The 20,121-nt window shown below is 43.2% G+C and carries 17 protein-coding genes; 9 read left to right on the top strand and 8 right to left on the bottom strand.

Annotation, left to right across the window (positions count from 1 at the left end; all coding sequences use genetic code 11):
• Positions 1-36: 36 nt before the first annotated feature.
• Complete coding sequence (seqA, locus tag KI742_RS10430; RefSeq protein ID WP_005382149.1) at positions 37-579, bottom strand: replication initiation negative regulator SeqA; 543 nt, start codon at positions 577-579, stop codon at positions 37-39.
• Between the two features lie 92 nt (positions 580-671).
• Between seqA and KI742_RS10425 the strand changes: the two genes are divergently transcribed.
• The 3 genes from KI742_RS10425 (at position 672) to fldA (ending at position 2,355) form a co-directional block, all read left to right on the top strand.
• Positions 672-1,439, top strand: a complete 768-nt coding sequence (locus KI742_RS10425) for an alpha/beta fold hydrolase (protein WP_285385217.1) — start codon at positions 672-674, stop codon at positions 1,437-1,439.
• 112 nt (positions 1,440-1,551) lie between these two features.
• The gene (locus KI742_RS10420; RefSeq protein WP_005393038.1) at positions 1,552-1,773 is read left to right on the top strand and encodes a DUF2788 domain-containing protein; all 222 of its coding nucleotides are present in this window, start codon (positions 1,552-1,554) and stop codon (positions 1,771-1,773) included.
• A gap of 48 nt (positions 1,774-1,821) precedes the next feature.
• On the top strand, positions 1,822-2,355 hold the full coding sequence (fldA, locus tag KI742_RS10415; RefSeq protein WP_005382146.1) for a flavodoxin FldA: 534 nt from the start codon (positions 1,822-1,824) through the stop codon (positions 2,353-2,355).
• 52 nt (positions 2,356-2,407) lie between these two features.
• Here the strand turns inward: fldA and KI742_RS10410 are convergent, their stop codons facing one another.
• Entirely contained in the window at positions 2,408-2,911 is a 504-nt protein-coding gene (locus tag KI742_RS10410) for a DUF4442 domain-containing protein (RefSeq protein ID WP_005382144.1), read from the bottom strand.
• Positions 2,912-3,111: 200 nt separating this feature from the next.
• Between KI742_RS10410 and fcrX the strand changes: the two genes are divergently transcribed.
• Complete coding sequence (gene fcrX, locus KI742_RS10405) at positions 3,112-3,561, top strand: ferric iron uptake transcriptional regulator FcrX (RefSeq protein ID WP_005382141.1); 450 nt, start codon at positions 3,112-3,114, stop codon at positions 3,559-3,561.
• 221 nt (positions 3,562-3,782) lie between these two features.
• Here the strand turns inward: fcrX and glnS are convergent, their stop codons facing one another.
• Both glnS and nagE read right to left on the bottom strand, forming a co-directional pair.
• Positions 3,783-5,453 (bottom strand): glutamine--tRNA ligase, encoded by a 1,671-nt coding sequence (gene glnS, locus KI742_RS10400; RefSeq protein ID WP_005382124.1) that lies wholly within the window; start codon positions 5,451-5,453, stop codon positions 3,783-3,785.
• Positions 5,454-5,729: 276 nt separating this feature from the next.
• Positions 5,730-7,223, bottom strand: coding sequence for an N-acetylglucosamine-specific PTS transporter subunit IIBC (gene nagE, locus KI742_RS10395; RefSeq protein ID WP_005384985.1), 1,494 nt, complete (start codon positions 7,221-7,223; stop codon positions 5,730-5,732).
• 489 nt (positions 7,224-7,712) lie between these two features.
• Here nagE and nagA point away from each other — a divergent pair, with 489 nt between their 5' ends.
• The 4 genes from nagA to asnB all read left to right on the top strand — a co-directional run bounded on the left by nagA (position 7,713) and on the right by asnB (position 13,632).
• Positions 7,713-8,849, top strand: a complete 1,137-nt coding sequence (gene nagA, locus KI742_RS10390) for an N-acetylglucosamine-6-phosphate deacetylase (RefSeq protein ID WP_104978885.1) — start codon at positions 7,713-7,715, stop codon at positions 8,847-8,849.
• A 2-nt stretch (positions 8,850-8,851) separates the two neighbouring features.
• Complete coding sequence (locus tag KI742_RS10385; protein ID WP_005382105.1) at positions 8,852-10,066, top strand: ROK family protein; 1,215 nt, start codon at positions 8,852-8,854, stop codon at positions 10,064-10,066.
• An 81-nt stretch (positions 10,067-10,147) separates the two neighbouring features.
• Positions 10,148-11,737: a cation:proton antiporter family protein gene (locus tag KI742_RS10380; protein WP_005384981.1), complete on the top strand. Its 1,590-nt coding sequence runs from the start codon at positions 10,148-10,150 to the stop codon at positions 11,735-11,737.
• Positions 11,738-11,967: 230 nt separating this feature from the next.
• A complete protein-coding gene (asnB, locus tag KI742_RS10375) occupies positions 11,968-13,632 on the top strand; it encodes an asparagine synthase B (protein WP_005384979.1) in 1,665 nt (554 codons plus the stop codon).
• Positions 13,633-13,747: 115 nt separating this feature from the next.
• Here asnB and rfaH read toward each other — a convergent pair whose 3' ends face one another.
• A complete protein-coding gene (rfaH, locus tag KI742_RS10370; RefSeq protein WP_005382098.1) occupies positions 13,748-14,248 on the bottom strand; it encodes a transcription/translation regulatory transformer protein RfaH in 501 nt (166 codons plus the stop codon).
• A gap of 333 nt (positions 14,249-14,581) precedes the next feature.
• Between rfaH and KI742_RS10365 the strand changes: the two genes are divergently transcribed.
• Entirely contained in the window at positions 14,582-15,970 is a 1,389-nt protein-coding gene (locus tag KI742_RS10365) for a peptide MFS transporter (RefSeq protein ID WP_005382097.1), read from the top strand.
• A 49-nt stretch (positions 15,971-16,019) separates the two neighbouring features.
• On the opposite strand, the gene hemH is transcribed toward KI742_RS10365, so the two are convergent.
• The 3 genes from hemH to htpG form a co-directional block, all read right to left on the bottom strand.
• Positions 16,020-16,982: a ferrochelatase gene (gene hemH / locus KI742_RS10360; RefSeq protein ID WP_053303297.1), complete on the bottom strand. Its 963-nt coding sequence runs from the start codon at positions 16,980-16,982 to the stop codon at positions 16,020-16,022.
• A gap of 167 nt (positions 16,983-17,149) precedes the next feature.
• On the bottom strand, positions 17,150-17,794 hold the full coding sequence (adk, locus tag KI742_RS10355) for an adenylate kinase (protein ID WP_005382094.1): 645 nt from the start codon (positions 17,792-17,794) through the stop codon (positions 17,150-17,152).
• Between the two features lie 320 nt (positions 17,795-18,114).
• Entirely contained in the window at positions 18,115-20,019 is a 1,905-nt protein-coding gene (gene htpG / locus KI742_RS10350; protein WP_017819957.1) for a molecular chaperone HtpG, read from the bottom strand.
• Positions 20,020-20,121 lie beyond the last annotated feature (102 nt).

Raw genomic sequence — 20,121 nt, 5'->3', positions numbered from 1 at the left:
TCACTGCGACGCATTATGAGGCTTCTATCAGGTTTCTTAGATTGAACCTGTTACTTTTTCTATTAAGTCAGGTTGGAACCCCATGTGTGCCATCACTTGTTCAACCATCTGTCTTTTACGACTTGTATTGTTATTCGTGATAACCCAAAACGGTGTGCCAGGAATGGCTTTTGGCTTGGTCGTATTACCGTTTGCTAGCAAGGTTTCTTCATTATCTGCAAAGTACACGCGTTTGCGTCCTTTTACATTCGTAGCCTGGGCGAAACCTTCTGGATTCAATTTATGTAAGGTCGATAATACCAACATAAAGCGATCAATCGCTTTTTTTAGACCGGCAAACTCATCAGAAATAAGCAGCGAACGCATTTCTTTCACTACATCAACAGATTCCGTTTTACCCGCATCTTTACTTACTACAATCCCTTGTGGCTTCTCTACTACAGGCGCGGCTTTAGCTTCCTGCAACTGACCATCAAGGTTTAAAAGGCGTCGCAAAATATCCGAGGCGCTTTCACCGATATGCTTAGTTTGACTAGCTATATAACGGTATAGATCCTCATCAACCTCAATTGTTTTCATTCGCTTTTCACATTCTCAATGTTTAAACTCTGGGGGATTATAACGAGATCCACGCGGATACTCCACGTTAAACCCATCACGAATAAGATAAAATGTCAGCATTACTCAACTATAAGCAGGAAGGCCAAGGCCAAACAGTTGTTTTGATTCACGGATTGTTTGGTAGTTTAAGTAATCTGGGTCTACTCGCCCGCGATCTTATTAAAGATCACACGGTGATCAGTATTGATCTGAGAAATCACGGCCTCTCTTTCCACTCCGAAGTCCATAACTATACCGATATGGCAAAAGATGTGGCTCAGCTCCTTCAGCACTTAAACGTTGAGCCATCTATTGTTATTGGTCACTCCATGGGCGGAAAAGTCGCGATGGCTCTTGTGGGCATTGCTCCAAATGTAGTCAAGCAGTTAGTCGTTCTCGACATGGCGCCTGTAGCCTACACTACGAACCGTCACGATAATGTTTTTAACGGCTTACATGCTGTTATTAATGAAAAACCAGCAAATCGACAGCAAGCCATGGATATCCTAGCTCAACATATTGAACTCGATGGTGTAAGACAATTTCTCTCTAAATCACTGTACAAAAATGGCGATAAGATGGATTGGCGGTTTAACGTACCGAGTCTTTTTGAGAATTATGACCAAATTATTGGCTGGCAAGAAATCACACCAACAGATATCCCAACTTTATTTATCAAAGGCGGCGACTCTGACTACTTAATGCCAGAACATCAGCCGGCAGTGAAGCGACAATTTAACCATGCTAAAGCACACATTATCGCTGGCACTGGTCACTGGTTACACGCCGAGAAACCGACAGAAGTAATGAGAGTCATTCGAAAATACATTTCGAGTTAACAAATTCGAAAAGCAACACTAGATTATTGAAATAACCCTTCTTGTAGTGCATTAACTTTACCGTTTAACAGTGGTATAGTGCGCCCAAGATTTTTCGGCATGAAGGGCTAAAATGCTTTACGACTATATGGATATGCTCGAGTCTATTGGGCTCGATCTTCTTTTTGCTGCTATCTTTTTTTTCATCGGGATGGCGATAAAAGATGTGCTAAAGCAAGGCAATGTACCTGTTTTTGGTCGTCGTATTGTGTGGTTAGTCCTTTTCCTAGGCTGTGCTGGCTTTATTGCAAAAGGTGTAATTCAGCTAACTTGGGAAGGCTCAGGGTTAGGTTAAACCCTTAGTAGCATCGCCAATAACAAACAATGTAAAGGTATAGACTCTATGGCAAGTGTAGGTATCTTCTTCGGTAGCGACACAGGTAATACTGAAGCCGTTGCAAAGATGATTCAAAAGCAACTAGGTAAACATCTAGTTCACGTTCAAGACATCGCGAAAAGCAGCAAAGAAGACATTGATAACTTCGATCTTCTTCTTCTAGGTATCCCAACTTGGTACTACGGCGAAGCACAATGTGATTGGGATGACTTCTTCCCTGAACTTGAGCAAATCGACTTCTCTACTAAGCTAGTGGCTATCTTTGGCTGTGGCGACCAAGAAGACTACGCAGAATACTTCTGTGACGCGATGGGCACAGTCCGTGATATCGTTGAATCTAAAGGCGGCACAATTCTTGGCCATACCTCGACAGAAGGCTACGAATTTGAAGCGTCTAAAGCACTTGTTGAAGGTGACGAAAGCCAATTCGTAGGTCTATGTATTGATGAAGACCGCCAACCAGAATTGACTGACGAGCGTGTTGAAAGCTGGGTTAAACAGATCTATGAAGAGATGTGTTTAGCTGAGCTAGAAGGCTAATCAAATTGAATGATGCAAAGACCTCCACTTGGAGGTCTTTTTGTATGTATTGTCACACAGCATCGGTAAGTACTTCCTCTTCGCGATACTGAGGTTTCTTTCTTACATAAAGCTTGCGTTGAACCTCTGAAACCACATTCCCCTGTTTATCTTTTACATGAGTAATAAACTCAGGAAAGCACTTTTCTCCATTCCGTGTCATTTGGTAAATGTTTTCCAGCATCCCTTCAGTGACCTCAAATTCTGCAAACAAATCACTTTGCCCCGGCTTAATAAAGTTAATGCTTGCCTCTTTATCCCACACATAATATTCCTCTCGTAGAATCCCCATCAGCATCAACGAGTAAATAGGATCAGTTAAAGAGAAAATACTGCCGCCATATTGGGTGCGATTGGCATTTTTATTCCACCAGCGAAGCTTTAAACGTACCTTTACAGTACGGAAGTCTTGAGAAATATGTAAGATTTTAATACCCGCCCCCCAAAAAGGAGGCCAAATATTGAGTGCGAACTTTACAATTCCTGGTTTGTATATCTTCGCTAGTCGCCTATTCATCGCTATCCATGCCCTCTCCAAGCTTAATGTTACATAATTGTAACTGGTCAGAGCTGTAATATAATAGACCTGTTTCTAATTTACAAAAAGATTCTATTAACCCTTTGAAGTTCGTGGTTTAATGTTCCGAACGCTTATCCTATAATGGTAGGAAGATTGAATTCTGTTAAATCGCTGCAGATGATCCAACGGGAAAGTATATGTCAGATAATAATCAGGCGCTGAAGGATGCGGGTTTAAAAGTAACCCTTCCGAGGCTAAAAATTCTAGAAGTACTTCAGCAGCCAGACTGCCAGCACATCAGTGCTGAAGATTTGTACAAAAAGTTGATTGATCTAGGTGAAGAAATTGGCCTAGCAACTGTTTACCGAGTTCTAAACCAGTTCGACGATGCTGGTATTGTAACTCGTCACCACTTTGAAGGTGGAAAGTCAGTCTTCGAATTATCGACTCAACATCACCACGACCACCTAGTGTGCCTAGACTGTGGTGAGGTAATTGAATTTTCTGACGATCTTATTGAAGAACGTCAAAAAGAGATTGCAGCTAAGTACAATGTCACACTAACAAACCACAGCTTATACTTGTACGGCAAGTGTAGCGATGGTGGTTGTAAAGACAATCCAGATGCACACAAACCGAAAAAATAAGGGTTTGTTAATTTAAAAAGTAAACGTCAGCACATGCTGGCGTTTTTTGTTTCTAGAAGTCAGTACCTTAGACGTCAGTACTTTGGTTACAGAACAAAAGCTACTAAACACCCATCTTTTTTATCCACAGTTTTGCAAATCTATATAGCACTCTGTGGGATTAGGTATAAAAAATGCCAGCGTTTGCTGGCATTTTTCATCACTCTCAGCATTAATTGAGATTATTGATTCTCAATTTTTGCCCAGGTATCACGTAAACCAACCGTGCGGTTGAATACTAGATTATCTGCTGAAGAGTCTTTCGAGTCTGCACAGAAGTAACCCATACGTTCAAACTGGTAACCTTTTTCTGCTTCTGCAGAAGCTAGGCTAGGCTCGACAAAGCCATTGATCACAACTAATGATTCAGGGTTGATAGTAGAAGCAAAATCTTCCGCTGCGCCTGGGTTTGGCACCGTAAATAAACGATCGTACAGACGAATTTCCGCAGGAAGAGCTTTATCTGCTGACACCCAATGAATAACGCCTTTCACTTTACGACCATCTGCTGGGTTTTTACCTAGCGTATCTGCATCATAAGAACAGAAGATAGTTGTGATGTTGCCTTCTGCATCTTTTTCAACGCGCTCCGCTTTGATCACGTAAGCACCACGTAAACGAACTTCTTTACCTAGCACTAAACGCTTGTACTTTTTGTTCGCTTCTTCACGGAAGTCTTCACGCTCAATCCACAATTCACGCGTGAATGGCACTTCACGCACGCCCATTTCTGGTTTATTTGGGTGGTTGGCAACTGTCAAGTTTTCTACTGCGCCTGCTTCAAAGTTTTCGATAACAACTTTAACAGGATCCAGTACAGCCATTGCACGCGGAGCGTTCTCGTTTAGGTCATCACGAATACAAGATTCTAATGAACTAAACTCGATCATATTTTCTTGCTTCGTTACACCAATACGCTTACAAAACTCACGAATAGATGCAGGTGTGAAGCCACGACGACGCAGACCTGAGACAGTCGGCATACGTGGATCATCCCAACCATTAACCAGTTTTTCAGTAACTAGCTGGTTAAGCTTACGCTTAGACATCACTGTATATTCAAGGTTTAAACGACTGAACTCGTATTGATGTGGACGGCTTTCGATCGTGATGTTGTCTAGAACCCAATCGTACAGACGACGGTTATCCATGAATTCAAGCGTACAAATAGAGTGCGTAATGCCTTCTAATGCATCAGAAATACAGTGCGTAAAGTCGTACATTGGGTAAATGCACCACTTATCACCAGTTTGGTGGTGCGTAGCAAAACGCACACGGTATAAAACTGGATCGCGCATGACCATGAATGAAGAACCCATGTCGATTTTAGCACGAAGACACGCTTTACCTTCTTCAAATTCACCAGCGCGCATTTTTTCAAACAACGCCAAGTTCTCTTCAACAGAACGGTCACGGTATGGACTTGGTTTACCTGGCGCCTTTAGTGTGCCGCGGTATTCACGAATTTGCTCTGGACTTAGCTCATCTACGTACGCTAAGCCTTTGTTAATCAATTCAATTGCATATTCGTAAAGCTTATCGAAGTAGTTTGATGAGTAACATACTTCACCACTCCACTCAAAGCCCAACCAGTTTACATCTTTCTTGATAGACTCAACGTATTCGATGTCTTCTTTTTCAGGGTTTGTATCGTCGAAACGCAGATTACATTGACCCTGGTAGTCCTGAGCAATACCGAAGTTCAAACAGATAGACTTAGCATGACCGATATGCAGGTAGCCATTTGGCTCCGGCGGGAATCGAGTATGCACGCTAGTGTGTTTACCATCCGCTAGATCTTTATCAATGATCTGGCGAATAAAGTTTGATGGACGAGCATCAGCTTCACTCATCTATAGCACCTCAAAAATATTAGTATTGTCAGAGAAAACGGAACCCTGTATCCAAGTATGGTTTCACAGAGTACATTGTTCCTAATGATCCACAATTCTAAGCAATTAGACAACAAGAACTCGCTCTAAAACGACAATATTTATCGAGTTGGCGTGAAAGCAAAGCAGATTCAAAGGGCCTAAACGAAAAAAGGCCTCCTGCGGAGGCCTTTTGCGATGTTGTAGTATCAATTGTTTGCAATACCAATAACAAACAATCGCACCACTATTAAACAGTTAAGCTGGTAACTGAACACCACTTAAGTCTTCATCTTTAGATACATTCTTCATCTCACCAGCAACAATCTCTGCTAGTGGACCAAGGATAACTTGTAGGTTGTTTGTACCTAGCTTCACAACTCCCATAGCTCCAAGATCTTTCAGAGTTTTCTCATTGATAACGCTCATATCTTTCACAGAAAGGCGCAAACGAGTAATACAGGCATCGATAGAACTTAGGTTGTCATGACCGCCAAGTGCTTTCAAGTACTGACGAGCAAGCTCTGAAGAATTGCTTGATCCAGCCACGTTAGATGAAGCTTCTTCATCATCTTCACGTCCCGGTGTTTTAAGGCCAAACTTAACAATCACGGTACGGAACACGAAGTAGTAAACCGCAAAGAAACCAAGACCTTGTACAATGAGCATGTACCAGTTTACCGCTAGCGGGTTACGAGTTGACAATACTAAGTCGACTAAACCAGCAGAGAAACCGAAACCTGCAATCCACTGCATTGATGCCGCGATATAAACTGATAGACCAGTCAGCGCTGCGTGAAGAACGTACAGTCCTGGAGCAAGGAACATGAATGCAAATTCAAGTGGTTCTGTTACACCTGTAAAGAATGAAGCAAACGCAGCCGCAATCATGATAGATGCCACTTTCTCTTTATTCTTTGATTTCGCAGTATGGTACATCGCTAGAGCAGCGCCTGGTAAACCAAACATCATGATTGGGAAGAAGCCCGCTTGGTACATCCCCGTAACACCTACCGTTGCCGTGCCTTCAGCTAATGATTTCGCACCGCCAAGGAAGTTTGGAATGTCATTAATACCAGCAACATCAAACCAGAACACTGAGTTTAGTGCATGGTGCAGACCAACAGGAATTAGAAGACGGTTGAAGAATGCGTAAACACCTGCACCTGCTTCACCCATACCTTGAATGCTTTCGCCAAAACTGACCAGACCGCCGTAAACTGATGGCCAAACGTACATCAGGATGAACGCAATAACGATACCAGCAAAAGACGTTAGGATAGGTACAAGACGCTTGCCAGAGAAAAACGCCAGTGCTTTGTGCAGCTCTACGTGAGAAAAACGGTTGTACAACTCAGCAGAAACAATACCAACCAAGATACCTACGAACTGGTTATTGATTTTACCAAATGCAGCAGGTACTTCACTTGGGTCAATGCCTTGAATTTGTGATACTGCACCAGGGGCCAAAAGCGTTGTGACAACTAAGAAGCCCACGAAACCTGAAAGTGCAGCGGCGCCATCTTTGTCTTTAGACATTCCATAAGCAACACCAACAGCGAACAATACTGACATGTTGTCAATGATCGCTGCACCAGCTTTAATAAGAAATGCAGCAAGTGCACTGTTTGCGCCCCAGCCATTTGGGTCGATCCAGTAGCCAATACCCATGAGTATTGCTGCTGCAGGAAGTGTGGCAACCGGCACCATAAGCGCCTTACCCACCTTCTGGAAGTATCCGAGAATGTTCACCTTAAGTTCCCCCTATAGGATTAGATGTTATGTTGAATGACTTATTTCAGCCGTCCAATTTAGTCATCCTAAGTTTATGATATTAATTTTGCTCCGCAAATTAAAAGCTCACCGTTTGTGATCATAATCACCACAATTTGCCCTTTCGGAAGGTTTTTGCTAGCGAGATCATAAAACTTATTTTATTATACGAAAAAATGGCGTTTTAAAGATAATATTCTCGCACTTTATGCAAGGCAGAATCAGTGTTATTTTGGTATCTAGGCGGGTAAATCACTGTAACTTTGCTCTGAAAAAGAATCATAAAAAACCATACAATTATTACTTTTCAGTTAGTTACTATGACAATAACATCGATAAAACGCGACTTGCTGTATGTGACTCGTTATCTAATTCAGTGATACAAACTAAGTACCCATATGACTGAAGCAGTCTCTACTTAGATAACGATATAGAAATTGAATTCTCATCTATAAGGACTAGCTGACTATGTACGCGCTAAGTAACTGTAAAATTTATACCGGTAGTGATGTTCTTACCGATCATGCGGTCATCATCGAAAACGATCTTATTCAATCTATTGTGCCGGTTTCTGAGCTACCTCAAAGCATCGAAGTAAAAGACCTTGCAGGCGCTAGTCTAAGTCCAGGCTTTATCGATCTGCAGTTGAACGGTTGTGGCGGTGTAATGCTAAACGATGCAATTACCCCTGAAACCATGCAAATCATGCACCAGGCAAACCTCAAATCTGGCTGTACTAGCTTCCTGCCAACACTCATTACGTCATCTGATGAAGATATGCGAACTGCAATTGCCGCAGCTCGTGAGTACCACAACAAGTATCAAAATCAATCGCTTGGTTTACACCTCGAAGGTCCTTACCTTAACGTCGCGAAAAAAGGCATCCATAACGTCGATTTTATTCGCCCATCAGACGAAAGCATGATCGACCTTATCTGCGCAAACGCCGATATCGTAGCGAAAGTAACACTAGCACCTGAGCATAACGACCCAGAGCATATTGCGCGATTAAAGGCTGCTGGCATCGTGGTTTCAATTGGCCACACAAATGCAACCTACGCCGAAGCACGTAAAAGCTTTGAAGCAGGCATTACTTTTGCTACACACCTCTTTAATGCAATGACACCAATGGTTGGTCGTGAACCAGGAGTTGTTGGTGCAATTTACGATACTCCTGACGTATATGCTGGCATTATTGCTGATGGTTTTCACGTCGACTACGCAAACATCCGAATTGCTCATAAAATCAAAGGTGAAAAGCTTGTTTTGGTGACGGATGCCACAGCTCCAGCAGGTGCTAACATTGATCACTTTATTTTTGTCGGTAAGAAAGTATATTACCGAGATGGTAAGTGTGTTGATGAAAATGGCACGCTAGGCGGCTCAGCTTTGACAATGATTGAAGCAGTTCAGAATTCAGTTGAGCACGCGGGGATCGCTTTAGACGAAGCTCTACGAATGGCCACGTTATACCCAGCAACAGCAATTGGTGTTGAGGATCGCCTTGGCCGAGTTCGAAAAGGGATGGTTGCAAACCTGACTATTTTCGATCGTGACTTTAAAGTAAAAGCGACGGTTGTTAACGGACAATACGAGCAAAATTAAGCATGAATGGCGGACAGATTGGTAATGTAGATTTAGTAAAACAGCTTAACAGCGCTGCGGTATATAGGCTGATTGATCAGCAAGGTCCTATCTCCCGTATTCAAGTCGCGGACGTGAGTCAGCTCGCGCCTGCTAGTGTTACCAAAATAACCCGCCAACTTTTAGAGCGCGGCCTTATTAAGGAGGTCGCCCAACAAGCTTCAACTGGTGGTCGTCGTGCGATCTCTTTGACTACTGAAGTCAAACCTTTTCATTCGATTGCCGTTCGCTTAGGTCGAGATTACGTACAGTTCAGTTTATACGATTTAGGTGGCACCGCGCTGGCAGAAGATCAGCATGAACTGCACTACACTAACCAAGCAGACTTAATCGCAGGACTCATCGATTTATTAAAAGATTTCGTAAGCCGTTGCGAAGACAAAATTGATCAACTCATCGCTATCGGCATCACTTTACCGGGCCTTGTTAACCCAACAACTGGCGTGGTCGAATACATGCCTAATACCGATATCGATAATCTTGCTCTCGGTGAAATTGTTGGAGAGAAGTTTAATACAGCATGCTTTGTTGGCAACGACGTACGTGGCATGGCGTTGGCTGAGCACTACTTTGGAGCAAGCCAAGACTGCCAGGATTCTATTTTGGTTAGCGTCCACCGCGGTACTGGCGCAGGTATTATCGTTAACGGCCAGGTTTTTCTTGGTTTTAACCGCAACGTCGGTGAAATTGGTCATATCCAAATTGACCCGCTTGGTGAGCAATGCCAATGTGGAAACTTTGGCTGTTTAGAAACCGTAGCTGCAAACCCAGCGATTATTCAACGAGTGAAGCAACTGATTACTCAAGGATACGAATCAAGCTTAACCGACCTTGAAAACATCACAATTGAAGCGGTATGTCAGCACGCAATGAATGGTGATGAACTTGCGAAACAGAGTTTAGTGCGAGTTGGCAACCAGCTAGGTAAAGCGATTGCGATTACGGTTAACTTATTTAATCCACAGAAAATTGTAATTGCTGGCGATATTACTGCAGCACAAGATATTGTTTTCCCTGCAATTCAACGCAACGTAGAGAATCAATCTCTTAAAACTTTCCATAACGACCTCCCTATCGTGGCTTCTCACATTGATAAGCAGCCAACGATGGGCGCATTTGCGATGATTAAACGCGCTATGCTAAACGGAGTTTTGTTACAAAAGTTACTGGAAGACTAAGTTTATACAACCAATTGAGTTACAATCTCGGGCTGTGTTTTCACAGCCCGTTTTTGTATATCAGGAATACAGCTTAACAGTATGGAAATTATTCTAATTACAGCCGCTTTTTTAGCTGGTTTTATTGCGCTTAAATGCAGCCTCCCTCCCCTCGTTGGTTTTCTACTAGCTGGATTTGGCTTGCATGCATTTGGTTACCAAAGCAATGACGTTATCGTCACTCTCGCAGATCTTGGTGTTACTCTTCTTCTGTTTACTATTGGACTCAAACTCGATGTAAAAACCCTGCTGTCCAAAGAAATATGGGGAGGGGCAACCGCCCACAACATACTCTCTACCGCTTTTTTTGCCCTAGCGTTATCCGGCTTAAAACTACTGGGCTTGACTTCGCTAGCCAGTATGGACGGCAGCCAAATCCTGCTTTTAGCTTTTGCACTATCGTTCTCTAGTACCGTTTTTGCCGTAAAAGCATTGCAAGAAAAAGGCGAAATGAACGCGACCTACGGCACACTCGCGATCGGTATCTTGGTTATGCAAGATATTTTTGCCGTAGTATTCCTGACTGCTTCAACCGGAAAAGTCCCAGAATGGTATGCCATCGGTTTGTTCGCACTGCCTTTCCTTCGTCCCCTATTCTATAAGCTGCTCGATAAAGTTGGCCACGGCGAAATGCTGGTGCTATTCGGTATTTTCTTCGCGCTTGTTGTCGGTGCTGGGCTATTCGAGTTGGTCGGGATGAAACCAGACTTGGGCGCGCTAATTTTAGGCATGCTACTCGCAGGTCACCCAAAAGCCTCAGAACTATCCAAGTCATTATTCAATATGAAGGAGCTCTTTTTAGTCTGCTTCTTTTTAAACATTGGTTTATCCGCCTCATTGAGCGTGAATGGCGTCGTTCTCGCCCTGCTATTTATCTTACTGCTACCAATCAAAGGACTCTTGTACTTCGTCACTATTAATCATTTTAAGTTTCGCGTACGTACCTCTTTGCTCGCCTCTTTATCACTATTTAACTACAGTGAGTTTGGTCTTATTGTTGCAGGGTTGGCCTATAAAATGGGCTGGATGCCAAGTGATATGCTTGCTGCGATTGCGGTTGCGGTGTCGGTATCCTTTGTAATTTCCGCGCCACTTAACCGCCTTAGCCATAAAATTTATCAACATTCAGGTAAGTGGCTGCAAGAGACAGCGGTAGAAAAGCTCAATCAACGCGACCAACTCATCAACCCAGGTCATGCCCAAGTATTGATCTTAGGTATGGGGCGTATTGGAACGGGCGCTTATGATGAGCTACGCTCACGCTATGGCAAAATTTCATTGGGTATAGAAATTCGTGAAGACGCTGCACATCATCATCGTTCAGAAGGAAGAAATGTGATTTCTGGTGATGCCACCGACCCGGATTTCTGGGAGCGAATTTTAGATACAGGTCATGTAAAACTGGTTCTGCTTGCAATGCCACATCATCAAGGTAACCAAACAGCACTTGAGCAGCTTAAACGCAGAAAATATAAGGGGCAAATTGCCGCTATCGCCGAATACCCAGATCAATTGGAAGGCTTACTTGAAAATGGCGTTGACGCAGCATTCAATATTTATAGTGAAGCTGGTAGCGGTTTTGCTCGACACGTCTGTAAACAACTTCAACCTAAATTCACACCAATTAAATAAGCAACAGCACTGATATTTTTCGGAAGGCTTTCTATTGATAGAAAGCCTTTTTTGTATAGTTTTTATACCAAACCTTGATCTCATTCACCAAAACAACGGTTGAGTTAAATATTTTCCATACAACAAGGCCTTTTATCATTTTTTTAATCACAAAACGTTGCTTTTTTTATTAGTAATGGCAAATTTAAACCATACCGATTAGAAATTGTTTAGTTTAGTAAGGATGTAGTATGTGTTCAGTATTTGGCATTTTAGACATTAAAAGCGATGCAGCCGCATTGCGCCCTATCGCATTAGAGATGTCGAAAAAACTTCGTCACCGTGGCCCAGACTGGTCTGGGATTTACTCTTCAGAGCGTGCTATTTTAGCGCACGAGCGCTTGGCGATTGTTGGTCTAAATAGTGGTGCACAGCCGCTATACAGCCCTGATAAGAAGCTCATCCTTGCCGTCAATGGTGAAATCTACAACCATAAAGAAATTCGTGCTCGTTACGAAGGAAAGTACGAATTTCAAACCGATTCAGACTGTGAAGTCATTCTTGCACTTTACCAAGATATGGGTGCAGATCTCCTTGAAGAACTAAACGGTATTTTCGCTTTTGTGCTCTACGACGAAGAAAAAGATGAGTATTTAGTCGGACGTGACCATATTGGTATTATCCCTCTTTATCAAGGTCACGATGAGCATGGTAACTACTATGTGGCATCAGAGATGAAGGCTCTTGTTCCAGTATGTAAAACAGTAAGTGAATTCCCTCCTGGTAGCTACTACAGCTCTAAAGATACTGAGCCAACACGTTACTATGTTCGTGACTGGAACGAGTACGCAGCAGTACAAGGTAACAGCACTAGCAAAGAAGAATTGACTGAAGCGCTAGAAGCGGCTGTTAAACGCCAACTAATGACTGACGTGCCTTACGGTGTACTTCTTTCGGGCGGTCTAGATTCTTCTATTACATCTGCGGTAGCAAAACGCTTTGCAGCGATGCGTATTGAAGATGATGAAAAGTCTGAAGCTTGGTGGCCTCAACTGCACTCTTTTGCTGTTGGCCTAGAAGGCGCGCCTGACCTGAAAGCCGCTCGCGAAGTTGCCGACCAAATTGGTACCGTTCACCACGAAATGACGTACACGATTCAAGAAGGTTTGGACGCGATTCGTGACGTGATTTACCACATTGAAACGTATGACGTGACGACTATCCGCGCATCAACACCTATGTTCTTAATGGGTCGTAAGATCAAAGCGATGGGTATCAAGATGGTATTGTCTGGTGAGGGCGCTGACGAAATCTTTGGTGGCTACCTTTACTTCCACAAAGCGCCAAACGCGAAAGAGTTCCACGAGGAGACTGTGCGTAAACTGCTTGCTCTGAACATGTTCGACTGTGCTCGTGCTAACAAGTCGCTGGCAGCATGGGGAGTAGAAGGACGTGTACCTTTCCTAGATAAAGAGTTCATTGATGTAGCAATGCGCTTGAACCCAGCAGACAAGATGTGTGGCAACGGTAAAATGGAGAAACACATCCTTCGTGAGTGCTTCGAGCACTACCTGCCAGAATCGATCGCATGGCGTCAAAAAGAGCAGTTCTCTGATGGCGTTGGCTACAGCTGGATCGATACGCTGAAAGAAGTCGCAGAACAGAAAGTGACAGACCAGCAGATGGAAACAGCTCAATATCGATTCCCATACAACACGCCAACGACAAAAGAAGGCTACGTGTACCGTGAAATCTTTGAAGAGTTATTCCCACTTCCATCAGCAGCAGAGTGTGTACCAGGAGGCCCTTCAGTAGCGTGTTCTTCAGCGAAGGCGATTGAATGGGATGAATCGTTCCAAAACTGTGTTGACCCATCAGGTCGTGCAGTACAGACCGTTCACAACGACTCATACTAATTCTCTACGATAAAGATAAGGGTTGGTTCGTCCAACCCTTTTAAAACAGACAAAAAATTAGATACGATCAAAAAGAGGTGCTTTTGCACCTCTTTTTATGTTTGATGGAATTAGGCTATTTTAAATCTAAATCACTATTGTCTATGCTGACAGGCACACGCTTGGTGATCATCTGAACTAGCATAATTGAGCGTTTCTCACCATCTTGTTCTTGGAAGATGGCATCTATGCCCGCAAATTGACCGCTTTTAACTCTAATTTGATCGCCTGGTTTTGGCATACATTCAGAAACGGTATTGTCATTACAACACTTTTCTAGCTGCATCAATTCGAAGACCAAGTCACCTTGAACTTCTTTCGGTTGAGCACCAAAACGCACAAAGTCAACAACACCTCGAGTAGAGCGGACTGAGGTGAAGTTTGGCCCTTGCTCATAATCAAAGTAAGCGAATACGTAACAAGGAAACAGCGGCTCCTCGACTTTTTGTCTTTTCCCGCGCAAAATCTTCTCAACTTCTACAGTTGGATAAAAGCATTCTACACCTTGGTTTTCAAGGTGTTGTTTCGCCCTAACCTGCTCCCCACGTTTACAATAAAGTAGATACCAACGTTTCATCTTTTTACTAGCCAATTCTATTTTGTTTTTATCCTAGCATTAAGCCAAAGTTGAGTCATTGATATTCAGTTTATCTATAAAAGTATGATTATACATCGCTCGCATTAACGACATTTTTCAGCAACTTACGATAAAGAAGTCCATAGGCAAAAATGGAAATTAAGTTTGTAATACAACCAATACACCATCATATAATCTGCAAATCTAATCAAAAACAGCCACTTAACAAACAAAAATAGTTGAATGGCAAAATTTTATTATTTGTCACTCGTTGAATTGCATTGTATACGTAGAAGTCGTTAAAAAATGTAATAACTATTATTAGAAGAGCTTATGTCAAACCAACATCAATATTTTGGTCATCCACGTGGCCTGTTCTTATTGTTCGGTACAGAACTGTGGGAACGCTTTTCTTACTACGCAATGCGTGCCATTCTCGTGCTTTACCTTACTGATACAACAATGAATGGCGGCCTTGGCTGGTCAACCAAAGACGCATTAGACCTATACGGCATATACACAGGGCTTGTGTATATCACGCCTCTTATCGGTGGTTACCTAGCAGATAACTATTTAGGTCAACGTCGCTCAATTTTGCTTGGTGGCGCGTTAATGGCCATCGGCCAGTTTACTCTTGCACTTCCTGCTGATGCTTTAGGTATTGGTTCGCTACACAGTTTCTATTTAGGTCTTGGCCTACTTATCACTGGTAACGGTCTCTTTAAGCCAAATATCTCAACCATGGTTGGCGACCTTTATCAAGAAGGTGACAACCGTCGTGACGGCGCATTCACTATCTTTTATATGGGTATCAACTTAGGTGCATTACTTGCCGGCGTCGTTTCTGGCTCTGTGACAACCTCTTACGGTTGGAAAGCTGGCTTTGTTGCCGCTGGTGTGGGTATGCTGGTTAGCCTAGTGATGCAAATGGTACTGGCTCAATCATGGCTTGGTGATATTGGTCGCGAACCAGCGGCGAAACGAGATCTAAACAACAAAAACGCCACCACGAAGCAGCCACTCACCAAAGAAGAAGTGAATCGACTAAAAGTAATTCTGGTCATGAGCTTATTCACTATTGTCTTCTGGGCAGGCTTTGAACAAGCTGGTGGTCTGATGAACATCTACACTCAACAATATACTGATCGCATGATTGGTGGTTTCGAAGTTCCTGCTGCGTGGTTCCAATCACTAAACCCATTTTTCATTATTACTCTAGCGCCAGTTCTGGCTGTCCTTTGGGTAAAATTGGGTAAACGTGAACCTACTTCGCCAGTGAAATTTGCGATGGCACTATTTTTCTTGGCGATTGGTTTCCTTTGTATGGTTGGCGCAGTGCTAGAACAAGGTGGAGATACAACAGTAAAAACATCGATGTTATGGTTGGTCGGCGCTTTCTTCTTCCACACATTAGGCGAGCTGTGTTTATCACCAATTGGTCTTTCATTGGTGACTAAATTAGCACCGCTTCGCTTAGCTTCACTTATGATGGGTGCATGGTTTGGCTGTAATGCGATTGCTAACTATGTTGCGGGCTATGTGGGCTCTCACGTAGGCGAGTTAGGCGCTATGGCTATCTTTAGTGGTATTGCGGTCAGCGCAACCGTAAGTGGCGTAATTTTGCTCCTATTCTCTAATACACTCGTTCGCTGGATGCATGGCGCTGAAAATACGCACAGCACGGCAGAGCAAGTAGAAGAGCAGCAAGTACAAGTTGCTTGATCGCTCAACTAAACGTAGAAAGGGTCGCTATTGCGACCCTTTTTTGTATCTAAAGTTTAGATTGAACTAACTCAACCATCATCTCGATATGAAGTTCACTATCGTTCAAACAAGGGATGTAGGTAAAGTTTTCGCCACCAGCTTCAAGGAAAATCTCTTTACACTCTTCCGAGATCTCTTCCAACGTCTCTAAACAATCTGACGAAAATGCAGGGGTCACAACATTAATATTTTTCACACCCTTTGCAGGAAGTGCCTCTAGGGTCTTATCGGTATAAGGTTGAAGCCACTCTTCTCTCCCAAATCGGGACTGATACGTCATGCCAATTTGTTGGTCGCTTAAACCTAACGCTTCCCCAAGCAAGCGAGTCGTCTCTTCACAATGCTGTGGGTAAACATCACCATTGTCAGCATAGCGTTTTGGAATACCATGATAAGAACACAGCAAGTAATCTCCCTGACCATTCTTTTGCCAATGTTCACGAACTGAATGCGCTAACGCTTCAATATATTTCGGGTGATTGTAATAATCACGAATAAAGCTAAAGCCTGGCATCACCGGCAGGTTTTTAAATGCTTTAGTGATTCCATCAGAAACCGCTGCCGTTGTTGTGCCCGAGTATTGCGGATACAAAGGTAAAACAATGACTTCATCAACGCCTTGCGCCAATAGGGCTTCAAAGCCTGATTGCAAACTTGGGTTACCATACGTCATACCAAGCTCTACAGGTATATCAAGCTTTTGTGCTAACTTTTCCGTTTGGCGTTTAGAGTACACCATCAACGGCGAGCCCTCTTCCATCCATACTGATTGATAGAGTTTGGCAACTTTAGGAGCTCGGATAGGAAGGATAACGCCGTGCAATAGTGGACACCAAAGCCATCGAGTCATGTCTACCACTCGGTGATCATGAAGAAACTGACTTAAAAAGCGCTTTACGGCAGGAGCGGTTGGTGCGTCAGGAGTTCCCAGGTTAACTAGGAGTACACCCTGTTTATTATTCTCTTTCATAACATCCTATTCATGGTAAACGGCTTGGTTCATATATTTAAGTAACCTCGAAGTAACGAATAGCCGAGCTGAAGTTAATTAGATATATGTTTACGAGTAAACTAAAAAAAGCGACCACTTGGGCCGCTTTCAATATATCAAAATATTAAATTTTTGACTTCAGCAAATTAAGATAGTGCTTTCTCGATATCCGCACTAACTTCAGCTACTTGCTTAGTACCATCAAACTTAAGGTACTTAGTCTTGCCTGCTTCAGCTTCTTTGCCGTAGTAGTTGATTAGCGGTGCAGTTTGCTCGTGGTAAACACCTAGACGAGCACGTACTGTTTCTTCTTTGTCGTCATCACGAACAACAAGATCTTCACCAGTTACATCATCTTTACCTTCCACTTTAGGCGGGTTGTAAACCACGTGGTAAGTACGACCAGAAGGAAGGTGAGCACGACGACCAGCCATACGCTCAACAATCACATCGTCTGCAACGTCAAATTCGATAACGTAGTCTACGTCTACGCCCATTTCTTTTAGGCCGTCAGCTTGAGGGATAGTACGTGGGAAACCATCTAGTAGGAAACCGTTTGCACAGTCTTCTTGAGCGATACGCTCTTTGATAAGACCAAGGATGATTTCATCAGAAACTAGCTGACCAGCGTCAATAACAGCTTTAGCTTGTTTACCAAGCTCTGTACCTGCTTTGATAGCAGCACGAAGCATATCACCAGTAGAGATTTGTGGAATACCGTATTTTTCCATGATGAAGTTTGCTTGTGTGCCTTTACCTGCACCTGGAGCACCTAGAAGAATGATGCGCATGATTTATCCTCTTTAATATTTAAGATTTATACCGAAGCTCACAATAGCTGACCTCTTAGACATCAAACCTGAGAAGCACCTGCAACGATAAGTTTCGGTATAACGTATATAGGCGAGCAAAAATACACGCCTTATTACTCACATTCAAGTCGCAGATTCTATCACAGGTTCTCTGAGCAAAGAGTGTATTAAGACTAAAGAATGTTAACAGTACCCTCTTTCACGCCCTATTGATTATTAACTCAGCACTTGAGATGCAAAATTTTGCGACAACAAACAAAAAGCTCGCGAAATGCGAGCTTTTTGATTTGCAGAGGTTATTACACCTTAGTCAAAAGTTGATTAACGGCTCCTAAGAACTCTGTTGGATCCTCAATAGAGCCTCGCTCCGCTAGCATTGCCTGACCAAGCAGAACTTCAACCCAGCGACCAAACGCTTCTTCATCGGCTTCGTCAGCCATACGCTTAACCAATTCGTGCTCAGGGTTTAGCTCAAAGATGTATTTCACTTCCGGCACAGCTTGACCAGCTGCCGCAAGAAGCTTCGCCATTTGAGTGCCCATTTCGTAATCGTCCGTTACCACAACAGCAGGCGTGGATGCGAGTTTGAAGGTCGTACGAACTTCTTTCACACGATCGCCTAGGTAAGACTTCGTGCGCTCTACAACCGACTTAAACTCTTCTTCGGTTTCTTTTTGCTTCTCTTTTTCTGCTTCATCTTCAAACTGACTTAGATCAAGCCCAGCCTTAGTGATTGACTGGAACTGTTTACCATCAAACTCAGTTAAGTAGTTCATCAGCCACTCATCAATGCGGTCGTACATCAAGATAACTTCAATGCCTTTCGCTTTGAACTGTTCTAAGTGAGGGCTGTTTTTCGCAGCTGCATAGCTGTCTGCCGTCAAGTAGTAGATCTTATCTTGACCTTCTTTCATGCGCTCAACGTAAGACGCCAAGCCCACAGTTTGCTCAGAAGAATCCACTTCAGTTGAAGCAAAGCGCAATAAACCTGCAACTTTCTCTTTGTTTGCAAAGTCCTCCGCAGGGCCCTCTTTCATCACAAGACCAAACTCTTTCCAGAATGATTGGTATTTCTCTTCGTCATTCTTGGCCATACGCTCGAGCATCGTTAGCACACGCTTAGTACAAGCATTACGTAGAGACTGAGTCACTTTATTGTCTTGTAAAATCTCACGCGATACGTTTAGCGGTAAATCGTTTGAGTCTATTAAACCACGTACGAAGCGTAAGTATGACGGCATAAATTGCTCTGCATCGTCCATAATGAATACGCGCTGTACGTACAGTTTCAAGCCTGATTTGTGGTCGCGGTTCATCATATCCCAAGGTGCTTTCGATGGGATGTATAGTAAGCTCGTGTAGTCGTTTTTACCTTCTACACGGTTATGACTCCAGACCAAGGGATCGGCAAAGTCATGTGATACGTGCTTGTAGAACTCTTGATACTCTTCTTCAGAAATATCAGATTTGTTACGCGTCCACAGTGCTTGGGCTTTGTTGATTTGCTCCCACTTTTTCTCATCTGTTTCCTTGCCTTCGTCATCACGAACGACAGTTTGGATTGAAACAGGAATGCCGATGTGATCAGAGTACTTACTGATAACGTCACGTAGACGCCACTCATTCAAAAACTCTTTACCCTCTTCACGCATATGAAGAATGATGTCGGTACCACGTGACTCTTTGGTAATGTTTTCGATGGTGTACTCACCTTCACCCGCTGAGTGCCATTGTACCGCTTCATCAGCGGCTAGACCCGCAGCGCGAGTGCGCACGGTAACGGCGTCAGCAACGATAAATGCCGAGTAGAAACCAACACCAAACTGACCAATAAGCTGAGAGTCTTTGCTCTGCTCTTCAGATAGCTTTGAGAAAAACTCGGCTGTTCCAGATTTTGCGATTGTACCTAAGTGCTCAATCACATCATCACGGCTCATACCGATACCGTTATCAGAAATGGTTAAGGTATTTGCGCTTTCATCAAACGACAGTTTCACGCAAAGGTCTGCATTACCTTCGTATAGATCTGGGTTAGATAACGCCTGAAAGCGCAGTTTGTCTGATGCATCTGATGCGTTAGAGATCAGCTCGCGCAAAAAGATCTCTTTATTTGAATAAAGAGAATGGATCATTAAATGCAGTAGTTGTTTTACTTCTGATTGAAAACCACGAGTTTCTTTATTTTGAGATACGGTTTCGCTCATGTGTGCTCCATAACATCTAAACTAATTGGCTTTTTCATAGGGACAAGTTTGTGACTTTCCCCTTGAAATCACCTTACCGAGATGTCATTTAACATGTGGCTG

It is taken from the genome of Vibrio sp. D417a (assembly GCF_030248595.1).
GTDB classification, from domain to species: Bacteria; Pseudomonadota; Gammaproteobacteria; order Enterobacterales; family Vibrionaceae; genus Vibrio; species Vibrio alginolyticus.
The sequence above is the reverse complement of the archived record's forward strand: the minus strand, read 5'-3'. Positions and strand labels throughout refer to the sequence as shown.

What these genes read in the sequence shown, in the direction of transcription:
- rfaH (WP_005382098.1), bottom strand. Translation starts at nt 14,248, where the DNA reads ATGAAACGTTGGTATCTACTTTATTGTAAACGTGGGGAGCAGGTTAGG.
- nagA (WP_104978885.1), top strand. Translation starts at nt 7,713, where the DNA reads ATGTACGCGCTAAGTAACTGTAAAATTTATACCGGTAGTGATGTTCTT.
- adk (WP_005382094.1), bottom strand. Translation starts at nt 17,794, where the DNA reads ATGCGCATCATTCTTCTAGGTGCTCCAGGTGCAGGTAAAGGCACACAA.
- fcrX (WP_005382141.1), top strand. Translation starts at nt 3,112, where the DNA reads ATGTCAGATAATAATCAGGCGCTGAAGGATGCGGGTTTAAAAGTAACC.
- KI742_RS10425 (WP_285385217.1), top strand. Translation starts at nt 672, where the DNA reads ATGTCAGCATTACTCAACTATAAGCAGGAAGGCCAAGGCCAAACAGTT.
- glnS (WP_005382124.1), bottom strand. Translation starts at nt 5,453, where the DNA reads ATGAGTGAAGCTGATGCTCGTCCATCAAACTTTATTCGCCAGATCATT.
- hemH (WP_053303297.1), bottom strand. Translation starts at nt 16,982, where the DNA reads ATGAAAGAGAATAATAAACAGGGTGTACTCCTAGTTAACCTGGGAACT.
- KI742_RS10410 (WP_005382144.1), bottom strand. Translation starts at nt 2,911, where the DNA reads ATGAATAGGCGACTAGCGAAGATATACAAACCAGGAATTGTAAAGTTC.
- htpG (WP_017819957.1), bottom strand. Translation starts at nt 20,019, where the DNA reads ATGAGCGAAACCGTATCTCAAAATAAAGAAACTCGTGGTTTTCAATCA.
- KI742_RS10380 (WP_005384981.1), top strand. Translation starts at nt 10,148, where the DNA reads ATGGAAATTATTCTAATTACAGCCGCTTTTTTAGCTGGTTTTATTGCG.
- KI742_RS10420 (WP_005393038.1), top strand. Translation starts at nt 1,552, where the DNA reads ATGCTTTACGACTATATGGATATGCTCGAGTCTATTGGGCTCGATCTT.
- asnB (WP_005384979.1), top strand. Translation starts at nt 11,968, where the DNA reads ATGTGTTCAGTATTTGGCATTTTAGACATTAAAAGCGATGCAGCCGCA.
- seqA (WP_005382149.1), bottom strand. Translation starts at nt 579, where the DNA reads ATGAAAACAATTGAGGTTGATGAGGATCTATACCGTTATATAGCTAGT.
- KI742_RS10365 (WP_005382097.1), top strand. Translation starts at nt 14,582, where the DNA reads ATGTCAAACCAACATCAATATTTTGGTCATCCACGTGGCCTGTTCTTA.
- KI742_RS10385 (WP_005382105.1), top strand. Translation starts at nt 8,852, where the DNA reads ATGAATGGCGGACAGATTGGTAATGTAGATTTAGTAAAACAGCTTAAC.
- fldA (WP_005382146.1), top strand. Translation starts at nt 1,822, where the DNA reads ATGGCAAGTGTAGGTATCTTCTTCGGTAGCGACACAGGTAATACTGAA.